Genomic DNA, 10,817 nt, shown 5'->3' on the forward strand with positions numbered 1-10,817 from the left:
TAAAGCTACAATAGAGATAGATTTTCAAGTTTTTTGTGTTTTTCATAAGGGAGGAAGAAGAAATGTTGAAAGATATTACAGTAATCGGTGTACCGATGGATTTAGGACAAATGCGCCGCGGTGTGGATATGGGGCCGAGTGCAATTCGATATGCAGGTGTTGTTGAACGCCTTGAAAACCTGGATTATCGTGTAGAAGATTTTGGTGATATAGATATTGCTCGTCCAGAAAAACAAAGTATTGAAAACGAAGGTAATCTAAAAAACTTAAGAGGTGTCATTGAAGCGAGTGAAAAACTTTCACAGACGGTATCAACTGTAATCTCGAATAAGAAGTTTCCACTTGTATTAGGCGGAGACCATAGTATCGCCATTGGTACATTGGCTGGGGTTTCTAAGCACTATGAGAATCTAGGTGTTATTTGGTATGATGCGCATGGAGACCTGAATACAGCGGATACATCTCCGAGCGGGAACATTCATGGAATGCCTCTTGCGGTAAGTATTGGTATTGGTCATGAAAGGCTTACTAACATAAGCGACTACACACCAAAGATCAAACCTGAAAATATTGTGATTATTGGAGCACGTTCATTAGATGAAGGAGAACGTGAACTGATCAAAGAAAAAGGGATTAAAGTATATACGATGCATGAAGTGGATCGTCTAGGCATGGCGAAAGTTATGGAAGAGACGATTGAATACTTAGCACATACAGATGGTGTTCACTTAAGTCTTGATCTAGATGGTCTTGATCCACATGATGCACCTGGTGTTGGAACTCCGGTACTTGGAGGAATCAGCTATAGAGAGAGTCACTTAGCGATGGAAATGCTAGCTGAAGCGGAAGTCATCACTTCAGCGGAATTTGTAGAAGTTAATCCTATACTAGATGAAAAGAACAAAACAGCAACGGTTGCTGTAGCTTTAATGGGTTCTTTATTTGGAGAGAAACTACTATAATAAACGAAGAAAAATAAAAACAGTTGCCTCTTTATAGATGCAACTGTTCTTTTTCATTTATGCGTTGATATTGGTTAAGCAGGTGATCGATCTCTTGTGAGAGTTCAACTACTTCTTGTGCGATTAGTGGAAGATGTTTTGAGAGTTCATTCATTTGCTGTCTGGAGTGTTCGATCTGTTCGATTAATGAATCTCTATGCATACAAACTACCCCTTTCTGCCTCAGCATAATATTTTATATGATTAATATTCCCAGGTCTGATTTATTTAAAACACATTATTTAGAAAAAAATACCTTTTTATTTCGTCAAATTCTGCAACATGATAAAATAAAAAAATATGAAAAGATTTGAAACTTATGAAATGCTGGTACGTAAATAAAATCCGAGTGGTGATAAGATAATGGACGCCTTAATAGCGAATATGGTGACCCAGGTTAAAAAAGGGGACCAAGAAGCGTTTGAAGGCATTGTGGACCTGTTTAAAGATAAAATATACCGGCATTGTTTCCGGATGGTCGGCAATGGACATGAAGCAGAAGATTTAGCACAAGAAACTTTTTTAAGAGCTTACCGTAATATAAGTAAGTACAACAGTGAATACAAATTTTCAACCTGGATCTTTCGTATCGCTACAAATCTTTGTATCGATAGGTTAAGGAAGAAGAAGCCAGATTATTATTTGGATGCAGAAGTACCAGGAACAGATGGGGCTACGATGTATAGCCAGCTTTCTAGTGAAGAGCCTTTACCTGAAGAAGTGGTTACAGAGAATGAAGAGTGGAATGAACTTCAGGCAGAGATCATGAAGCTTCCTGAAAAATACAGGACGGCAATTCTTTTAAAATACGTTGAAGATCTCTCGTTAGAAGAGATCAGCAAGATTATGGACATACCCGTTCCAACAGTAAAAACTCGTATACATCGAGGTCGGGAAGCGTTGAAGAAAGTATTTCAAATGGTTGTAAAAACGAGGTGATAATAATGCATTGTGAAGCTTCCGTATATGATGAACTAATGAATAAAGTACTTGATGGTGATGCAACAAAAGAAGAAGAACAAAACTTTCACAATCATCTAAAAGGTTGTGAGACGTGTAGAGAAGAGTTTGAGCTGCTGACGGTTACACTAAAGGAATTGCAGTTGCAATCCCATATGAAGGCACCAGAGGGGTTTACAGAGGCTGTAATGGCTAAATTGCCTAAAGAGAAGCAACAAGTAAAGTGGATGCGCTGGATGAAGAGCCATCCTGCTCTAACGGCTGCAGCGATCTTTATGTTCTTTATGGCAGCATCTGTGTTCACGAGCTATAATCAACAAGACCTCGCCGTTGTAAAAGGCGAAGGAAACCTGCAGATCAAAAAGAATGAACGAGTAGTTGTCGTTCCTGCTGGGGAAACAATTAAAGGCGATTTAGTGGTAGAGAATGCAGATGTTCGAATAGAAGGCAGAGTCGAAGGTGACGTGACGGTCATAAAAGGCGATCAATATCTTGCTTCGGCTGGGGAAGTAACTGGCCACAGTCAGGAAATTGGTCAAGTGGTCGAATGGGTATGGTATAAGTTGAAATCTTTAGTTAGTACAAATGATGAAGCAATGAATGATACGCAGAAAAAAAGCCGTTCTCACACGGCTTTTTTTCTTGTTCAAGTTTACTAAATAAAAAACATCATCCAACCATCATGAGTAAAACATGTGAAAGTCATGCCAAGTTTTCTTTACATTGAGGTATGCTATAATAAGTAGGTTAAAAAATTATTTTAAGCAGTGTTTAAAGGAATACTACTTTTCATGAGGTTTTACATCTAAAGAACCACTAAATACTTCAACTTGGAAGACAAACTGGGTTGGGAGGGAATTTATGTTACCAATCGCTGATTTTAATATATTCAATTACATTACTCAGATCATAGATATCTTGTTAGTAACCTATGTGATCTATAAGCTCATCATGCTGATTCGCGGTACGAAAGCTGTTCAATTGCTAAAAGGGATAACCGTGATCATCGTGGTGTGGTTTTTAAGTAGCTCGTTTGATCTTAGAACGATGTCATGGCTTATGGATAAAGTCATTACATACGGTCTTCTTGCCATCATCATCATTTTCCAGCCAGAGTTAAGACGAGCACTAGAGCAGCTTGGACGTGGAAAGTTCTTTTCTCGTACAGGACTGCCTGAAGAAGAAGAGACAGAAAAAGCCATTGCCGCGATCTGTAAGTCGACGAACTATATGTCTAAGCGACGAATAGGAGCGATCATGTCGATCGAACGAGAAACGGGATTGAGTGAATACGTGGAAACAGGCATACCGATCAAAGCGCATCTAACTTCCGAATTGTTGACAAATATTTTTGTGCCGAACACGCCTTTACATGATGGGGCAGTCATCATTAAACAAAGTCAGATCTATGCCGCTGGTTGCTATTTACCATTGACGGAAAGTCCGTTTGTTTCAAAAGAGCTTGGAACACGACATAGAGCTGCACTAGGGATCAGTGAAGTAACAGATGCCATAACGGTTATCGTTTCTGAGGAAACAGGTACGATTTCACTTACGAAAAACGGAGAGATCTATCGTAACCTGGACGATGAGTCTTTAAGAAATTTGTTAAACGCAGAATTGATTATTGCCAACAAGTCCACTTCCTCAACTCGCTGGAATTGGAGGGGAAAGAAAAATGGACAAACTCCTTAGTAGTTCATGGTTTGTGAAAATTATTGCTTTCCTCCTAGCCCTCATGATGTATACGATCGTAACGATGGAGACGCAGGAAGAAGCAGCGAACAATTCAATATTCTCTAAAATGTATACCGAAAGTGAGACGATCGAGAACGTACAGATCAAACCATACTTTGATGACAACCAATTCGTACTTACCGATATGCCATCATCAGTTGATCTTACTTTAACAGGATCCAGCCGTTTGATTACAAAAGCGACAAAAGTAGATAAAGAATTCGAAGTCTATATTGACCTCACGAATATGAAACCTGGGAACAAGCGTGTAAAGGTTCAAGTTCAAGGTCTGCCTGAGGGTGTAAAGGCTAAGATTAATCCAGATTATGTAGATGTTATTCTTCATAAAAAAGTAACAAAAGAAATGAACGTGAACGTGGACCTGAAGAACAAAAGAAAAATGCCTGAAGGATATACAGCAGGTGAAGTTGAGTTCTCACCGAGAACGGTTGATGTGACGGGTGCCGAAGGGATGATCGATCAGATCTCATTCATCACAGGATTTGTTGATGTAACGGATGCAGATGAAACGATTCAAACAAAAGTTCCACTGCGTGCATACAATCAGCAAGGGGATTTAATCGATGTTCAGATCAACCCAGGAGTAGCTGAAGTATCCGTGCCGATCAAGAAGCCAAAGAAAACGGTACCGATCTCTATCGAAACGAAAGGGAAATTAGATGAGGGACTTTCTCTTCAATCGATCACATCGAATCCGAGTGAGATCACATTAACGGGTACAACAACTTCTCTAGAAAAAATTGATTCTTTTAAAGAGATAACGATAGATTTAAGTGAGATCAAAAAAGATACAACACTTACTGTTGATGTTCCTGTACCCGAGGGAATCGACGACGTTTCTATAAAAGAAGTAACGGTAGATGTTAACGTTGAAGAAACGGGTACTGAGACGGAAACAGAAGCAGATGCCGAGCCGGAAGCAGAACCAGAAGCCGATCAAGAGTCGACAAAAACGTTTAGTGATATTCCATTAACACTGCTCGGAAATGACGCTGACAAACAAGCAACATTTCTAGATCCAGCAGATGGAGTAGTCGATGTAACGGTAAGAGGAAAAAAGAGTGTGCTTAACGCTCTTAAAAAGTCAGATCTGCAAGGAATCGTAGATGTGAGTTCACTCGATCAAGGAACACATAAAGTGAAGATAGATTGGAAAAATCCAGGGGATGTTGAACTGACAGGTACAGTTCAAGAAGCCAGTGTGGAAATTCAAACAGAGACTAGCAGTCAATAGTTGAAGGAGAGAGCAATAATGGGTAAATATTTTGGTACCGACGGAGTTAGAGGAGTAGCAAATACAGAACTTACGCCTGAACTAGCATTTAAATTAGGGCGCTTTGGAGGATATGTTCTTACAAAAAATACAGAAAGACCTAAAATCTTAATCGGGCGTGACACACGTATTTCGGGGCAGATGCTAGAGGGTGCTCTTGTAGCGGGGCTTCTATCCATCGGTGCGGAAGTAATGCGTTTAGGCGTAATCTCTACTCCTGGAGTTGCTTTCTTAACAAAAGCCTTAGGTGCACAAGCGGGTGTTATGATTTCAGCTTCGCATAACCCGGTAGCAGATAACGGTATTAAATTCTTTGGAGCAGATGGCTTCAAATTGTTAGATGAGCAAGAAGCAGAAATCGAAGCACTTTTGGATAATGAACAAGATGAACTTCCTCGTCCTGTAGGCGGAGACTTAGGGTCTGTCAGCGATTATTTTGAAGGCGGCCAAAAGTATATGCATTATCTGAAACAAACGGTTCCTGGAGATTTTTCTGGTCTTCATATCGCTTTAGATTGTGCGCACGGAGCGACATCGTCACATGCTCCACATCTATTTGCTGATCTTGAAGCAGACATCTCTACGATGGGTACAAGTCCGAACGGTCTAAACATCAATGAAGGTGTAGGAAGTACACATCCTGAGAAGCTTGCTGAACTTGTTAAAGAAAAAGGCTGCGACATGGGGCTTGCATTTGATGGTGACGGAGACCGTTTGATCGCGATCGATGAAAAAGGAAACATCGTCGATGGAGACCAAATCATGTTCATCTGTGCAAAGCACCTGAAAGAGCAAGGACGTTTGAAGCAGGATACAGTCGTTTCAACAGTAATGAGTAACTTAGGTTTCTATAAAGCTGTAGAAGCAAACGAGATGAAATCTGCACAAACAGCTGTAGGTGACCGTTATGTAATGGAAGAGATGCGTAAGAACGACTTTAACCTTGGTGGAGAACAGTCTGGTCATATCATCTTCTTAGACTACACGACAACAGGAGACGGGCTTCTATCTGGCATACAGCTTGCTTCGATCTTAAAAGCAACTGGAAAGCCACTATCCGAGCTTGCAGGTGAGATGGCAAAATTCCCGCAGCTTCTTATCAATGTAAAAGTAGCGGATAAGTCTAAGTTGAACGGAAACGATGCGATCAAGGCTGCGATCGATAACGTAGAAACAGAGCTTGAAGGAAACGGCCGAGTGCTTGTTCGCCCTTCTGGAACGGAGCCACTCGTGCGTGTAATGGTTGAAGCTCCAACAGAAGAACTCTGCCAAGAGCATGCAGATAAAATCGTAGAAGTAGTAAAGGCTGAGCTCGTTTAAATTAAAAAGAAACTGTCCCTCATAAAATAAAAAAGGGCACGAAACATATGCATATGCGGCTCACAGAAAGAGCTGTGTATGCATATTTTTGTAATATGGAACATTATGTTTCAATTTTTTCTCAAAATGGGAAAGAATAATAATTGACGGTTTTGAAAAACCCGTGTATGATTATTTTTGTTTACTTCAAATAAAAGGAAGGAGTTTACAGTTAATCATTCATCCAAAGCGCCTGAACTGCTGACCGGCTAAAGAGCAGTTGACGAGGAAGAGGTTCATCGATATTTCGGCGGATGCCTCTCGGAACATCACTTCCGTAAGCTTTTGTTCAAACCAGGTAAGGTGACTTCCTGTACAAAGACGAAAGCAAGTGAAAAAAATAAAAATAGAGAACATAGGTGGGGTTGTGAGCCCCGCTCACGGCCCCCTTATGAAAGCCGTCAGCAGAGTGTGATGGCTTTAAGGAGGACGCTTATTTATGTGTGGAATCGTTGGATATATTGGGAATAATGACGCGAAGGAAATCCTTTTACGCGGATTAGAAAAATTAGAATACCGCGGATATGACTCAGCTGGTATCGCTGTACTTAATGAAGACGGAGTTCATGTGTTCAAAGAAAAAGGACGTATTGCAAATCTTCGTGAAAACGTAGATCTTGGAGTAGAAGCATCCGTTGGTATCGGACATACACGCTGGGCAACACACGGAGTTCCGAGCAGAGTTAACTCTCATCCACACCAAAGTTCAACAGAACGCTTTACACTCGTACACAACGGTGTAATCGAGAACTATGAACTGGTGAAGAAACAATACATCTCAGGTGTTGATTTGTTGTCTGAAACAGATACAGAAGTTATCGTTCAGCTAGTAGAATACTTTGTGAACGAAGGCATGGAAGTGGAAGAAGCATTCCGCCGTACGCTTTCTGAGTTAAAAGGTTCTTATGCGATCGGACTAATCGACAACCAAAACCCTGAAACCATCTATGTTGGTAAGAACAAAAGCCCGTTATTGGTTGGTAAAGGTGAAGGCTTTAACGTTATTGCAAGTGATGCAATGGCTATGCTTTCTCAAACCGATCAATACGTTGAATTAATGGATAAAGAAATTGTAATCGTGACAAGTGAGAGCTATACGATCAAAACTCTTGACGGTACAGTTGTTGAGCGCGCACCTTATACAGCTGAATTAGATGCAAGCGACATCGAAAAAGGCACGTATCCTCATTTCATGTTAAAAGAAATCGATGAGCAGCCTTTCGTAATGCGTAACATCATCAATCAATACCAAAATGAAAATGGCGATCTTAAGCTGGATGATGATATCCGTGGTGCGATGAAAGACGCGGACCGTGTCTACATCATCGCTTGCGGAACGAGCTACCATGCAGGTCTTGTTGGAAAACAGCTGATCGAGAACATCGCGAACATCCCTGTTGAAGCACACATCGCGAGTGAGTTTGTTTACAACATGCCGCTTTTATCACAAAAGCCGTTGTTCATCTTCATCTCACAATCTGGTGAGACTGCAGACAGCCGTGCCGTATTGGTTGAAGTGAAGAGACTTGGACACAAAGCGTTAACGATCACGAACGTTCCAGGATCTACACTTTCTCGTGAAGCAAACTATACACTTAACTTGTATGCAGGTCCTGAGATCGCAGTAGCATCAACGAAAGCATACACAGCTCAAATTGCAGTACTGGCAATCCTAGCAGTTGACTCAGCTCGTGCAAAAGGCATCGAGTTAGACTTCAACCCGCTGCAAGAGCTTGCGATTGTTGCAAACGCGATGGAAGTATTATGTGACCAAAAAGAAGAGATGGAGAAGATCGCTCGTGAGTTCTTAGCTGTAACTCGTAACGCATTCTTCATCGGGCGTGCTGCTGACTTTTACGTATGTTTAGAAGCTGCACTAAAATTAAAAGAAATCTCTTACATCCAAGCAGAAGGTTTTGCTGGAGGAGAATTGAAGCATGGTACGATCGCATTGATTGAAGACGGTACACCAGTTATCGCTCTTGCAACTCAAGAGCATGTTAACTTAAGCATCCGTGGTAACGTGAAAGAAGTAGCGGCACGTGGCGCTTACACATGTGTGATCTCTATGGATGGTCTGCAAGAAGAAGGCGACCGCGTCGTTCTTCCGAAGATCCATCCATACTTGACGCCGTTAGTATCTGTACTTCCAATGCAGCTGATTTCTTACTACGCAGCGCTTCACCGCGACTGTGACGTAGATAAGCCGCGTAACCTTGCGAAGTCAGTAACAGTAGAATAGATCAGTATTCATATTATTTAAGTATCGAGGCAACTCAGGTGTGAAATTTATAACCCCACTCATTGGAGAGTGGGGTTTATTTTTTATAACTCACTCTTTTAATGGGACTTATTAATAATCGTTGAAAGGAACTGAGTAGATTTCTCACGAATTAAGAGATATATCAGATGTTTTATTTTATATAACAATAAATTGTTAAACTGAGTAGACTCATTAAAAGGGACTTAATTAAGTATTGAAAAATAATGCACTTCATGATGGTATTAGCATGTAAAGAACTGTATTGTCTAATAAATCATGCAGTAGAAACTCCTTTTTAACCTTTGTTGTGCCTAAGAAATTAGCAGTGAAAAGCAAATATATTTGAAGTAGCTCACAATTTAAGAACAGTCACTTTAAAAGAAGCAATGGACAGGGCTAGGAGTAAAAATTGGTTAAGTAGTCCAGAATGTTCTGTAACTGACTCTATAGGGATGAGGGACAAATGACTGAGCTTCCTACAGCTAAGTATTATCCCAATCTAGATAAATACTTAAAAAAAACAGGAAAAAATAGAGCTTTTGCAGCAATGATTATAGGCGTTGATAAAATTTGTTGGTACACTGTTATGGTTCAGAAGAGAAAAAATACATAAGGAAACAAACTCTAGATGGAATTTAATAAATAGCAGGAAAAAATAGGTTATCAACATTAATGTATAGGAACAAATCCTGAAGCTGATAGGAATTGGTAAAATTGTATAATTTGGAAAAAGTTGAATGGTTTAACCCCTTTAGATATAGTAGTCTAAAGGGGTGTTTTAATGTTCTTGCTATTATGAACACTAAAGATTTATACGAGCGCATTGAAAGATAATAAGATACAAGCATGAATGATCAGGTTTGAAGATGTACAATTCTCTTTAAAATGAATATTAATACTTTTGTAATTCGAAAATTTTTTTGTCAATGGAAAAACAGTTGTTATTTAAAAGAAAAGTTAAAGTATTGGAGAAAATCTTGCAAATGATTCAAATTAAAATGTATCCAGCTAAAAATGGAGATTGTTTTTTAATTTCTGCTGGGGATAAAGTAAAAAAGCATATATTAATAGATTGTGGATACGTAGAAACTTACGAAAAGTATTTAAAAAAAGATTTACTTAAAATAGCTCAACGTAAAGAGAAAATTAATCTGATGGTTGTTACACATATAGACGCTGATCATATTTCAGGTGCTATAAAATTTATAGAAGATAACAATAGAGAACGATACATTCACATTGATGAAGTTTGGTTTAATGCATATCGACATTTACAAATTCCTAAAAAAAGTGAAGTTAAATTAGATGATGCAGAGTTAGCTATATTAGATAGAGAAATAGCACTAGGAAAATCATTTTTTAGAAGAGTTAATGAGGTAGGGGTAGCTAAAAAAGAAATAAGTGCCAAACAAGGTTCGACTTTAGGGGCATTATTATTACAGGGTAACTATAATTGGAATAGTATGTTTGGTGGAAAAGCAGTAATGACAAAGGGTAACCAGATTATAAATATTTCTAATTTTAAGATTAGTATATTATCCCCTAATGAAGATAAGTTAAAAAAACTTAAAGAGCAATGGATCAAAGAATTAAAAAAGAAAAAATGGAATTTTAATATAAATGAAAATGAGTTGTTCGATGATGCGTATGAGTTTATGCAACTAATGATAGAAGAAAAATTAAGTATAGAAAATAAAGAAATATCTAAAAATAGTCAAGGAGATTCAATTGACGCACTGGAAGACTACATTGATAAGGTTTATTCTATTGATGAAAGTGCTAATAATGGATCTTCAATTGCTATATTAATAGAGTTTAAGGAAAGGAAACTTCTACTTTTGGGTGATGCACATCCTGATATCATTTTAAATAGATTAAAAGAAATTGGGGAAGTCAGTTTTGATTTAGTAAAGATTGCACATCATGGAAGTTATAAAAATACAACTAATGAATTAGTGGAAATGTTAAATTCTACAAAATATATTTTTTCAACTAATGGTGCTAAACATCATCATCCTGATGCTCCTACTATAATAAAATTACTAGCAGCAAATTCAACGTGTAACAAGCAATTGTATTTTAATTATAAAACAAAAATTTCAAGTATGTTTGTAAACAATAGTTTGCAAGAGAAGTATAATTATGAAATTGTTGAGGGAAATGGTGAAGAACCATTAGTAATTGAACTCTTGGAGGAATGAAT

Annotated in this window: 10 protein-coding genes; 9 read left to right on the plus strand and 1 reads right to left on the minus strand. The window is 38.7% G+C overall.

Translation table 11 applies throughout. The annotated features are described in order from the left end of the window. The first annotated feature begins 62 nt into the window (after positions 1-62). On the plus strand, positions 63-962 hold the full coding sequence (gene rocF / locus ACNJYY_RS00980) for an arginase (protein ID WP_416730193.1): 900 nt from the start codon (positions 63-65) through the stop codon (positions 960-962). Between the two features lie 31 nt (positions 963-993). On the opposite strand, the gene ACNJYY_RS00985 is transcribed toward rocF, so the two are convergent. Continuing rightward, positions 994-1,164, minus strand: coding sequence for a Spo0E family sporulation regulatory protein-aspartic acid phosphatase (locus ACNJYY_RS00985; RefSeq protein ID WP_416730194.1), 171 nt, complete (start codon positions 1,162-1,164; stop codon positions 994-996). Between the two features lie 200 nt (positions 1,165-1,364). Between ACNJYY_RS00985 and sigW the strand changes: the two genes are divergently transcribed. The 8 genes from sigW to ACNJYY_RS01025 all read left to right on the plus strand — a co-directional run bounded on the left by sigW (position 1,365) and on the right by ACNJYY_RS01025 (position 10,815). Next, on the plus strand, positions 1,365-1,940 hold the full coding sequence (gene sigW, locus ACNJYY_RS00990) for an RNA polymerase sigma factor SigW (RefSeq protein ID WP_144704627.1): 576 nt from the start codon (positions 1,365-1,367) through the stop codon (positions 1,938-1,940). 5 nt (positions 1,941-1,945) lie between these two features. Continuing rightward, a complete protein-coding gene (locus ACNJYY_RS00995; RefSeq protein ID WP_416730195.1) occupies positions 1,946-2,620 on the plus strand; it encodes an anti-sigma factor family protein in 675 nt (224 codons plus the stop codon). A gap of 202 nt (positions 2,621-2,822) precedes the next feature. Then, positions 2,823-3,656 (plus strand): diadenylate cyclase CdaA, encoded by an 834-nt coding sequence (gene cdaA / locus ACNJYY_RS01000; RefSeq protein WP_416730196.1) that lies wholly within the window; start codon positions 2,823-2,825, stop codon positions 3,654-3,656. Next, entirely contained in the window at positions 3,640-4,953 is a 1,314-nt protein-coding gene (locus ACNJYY_RS01005) for a YbbR-like domain-containing protein (protein ID WP_416730197.1), read from the plus strand. The genes cdaA and ACNJYY_RS01005 overlap by 17 nt, the downstream gene beginning before the upstream one ends. Positions 4,954-4,971: 18 nt before the next feature. Beyond that, positions 4,972-6,312 (plus strand): phosphoglucosamine mutase, encoded by a 1,341-nt coding sequence (gene glmM, locus ACNJYY_RS01010; RefSeq protein ID WP_416730198.1) that lies wholly within the window; start codon positions 4,972-4,974, stop codon positions 6,310-6,312. A gap of 478 nt (positions 6,313-6,790) precedes the next feature. Next, positions 6,791-8,593, plus strand: a complete 1,803-nt coding sequence (gene glmS / locus ACNJYY_RS01015; protein WP_416730199.1) for a glutamine--fructose-6-phosphate transaminase (isomerizing) — start codon at positions 6,791-6,793, stop codon at positions 8,591-8,593. Positions 8,594-9,077: 484 nt separating this feature from the next. Next, positions 9,078-9,227: a hypothetical protein gene (locus tag ACNJYY_RS01020; protein ID WP_416730200.1), complete on the plus strand. Its 150-nt coding sequence runs from the start codon at positions 9,078-9,080 to the stop codon at positions 9,225-9,227. A gap of 370 nt (positions 9,228-9,597) precedes the next feature. Continuing rightward, positions 9,598-10,815: an MBL fold metallo-hydrolase gene (locus tag ACNJYY_RS01025; protein WP_416731779.1), complete on the plus strand. Its 1,218-nt coding sequence runs from the start codon at positions 9,598-9,600 to the stop codon at positions 10,813-10,815. Positions 10,816-10,817: the final 2 nt, after the last annotated feature.

This window comes from Fictibacillus tiangongensis, from assembly GCF_048083785.1.
Taxonomy (GTDB): domain Bacteria; phylum Bacillota; class Bacilli; order Bacillales; family Fictibacillaceae; genus Fictibacillus.

Excerpts from the sequence above, each read along its gene's own strand:
- rocF (WP_416730193.1), top strand. The coding sequence starts at position 63 with ATGTTGAAAGATATTACAGTAATCGGTGTACCGATGGATTTAGGACAA.
- ACNJYY_RS00985 (WP_416730194.1), bottom strand. The coding sequence starts at position 1,164 with ATGCATAGAGATTCATTAATCGAACAGATCGAACACTCCAGACAGCAA.
- sigW (WP_144704627.1), top strand. The coding sequence starts at position 1,365 with ATGGACGCCTTAATAGCGAATATGGTGACCCAGGTTAAAAAAGGGGAC.
- ACNJYY_RS00995 (WP_416730195.1), top strand. The coding sequence starts at position 1,946 with ATGCATTGTGAAGCTTCCGTATATGATGAACTAATGAATAAAGTACTT.
- cdaA (WP_416730196.1), top strand. The coding sequence starts at position 2,823 with ATGTTACCAATCGCTGATTTTAATATATTCAATTACATTACTCAGATC.
- ACNJYY_RS01005 (WP_416730197.1), top strand. The coding sequence starts at position 3,640 with ATGGACAAACTCCTTAGTAGTTCATGGTTTGTGAAAATTATTGCTTTC.
- glmM (WP_416730198.1), top strand. The coding sequence starts at position 4,972 with ATGGGTAAATATTTTGGTACCGACGGAGTTAGAGGAGTAGCAAATACA.
- glmS (WP_416730199.1), top strand. The coding sequence starts at position 6,791 with ATGTGTGGAATCGTTGGATATATTGGGAATAATGACGCGAAGGAAATC.
- ACNJYY_RS01020 (WP_416730200.1), top strand. The coding sequence starts at position 9,078 with ATGACTGAGCTTCCTACAGCTAAGTATTATCCCAATCTAGATAAATAC.
- ACNJYY_RS01025 (WP_416731779.1), top strand. The coding sequence starts at position 9,598 with ATGATTCAAATTAAAATGTATCCAGCTAAAAATGGAGATTGTTTTTTA.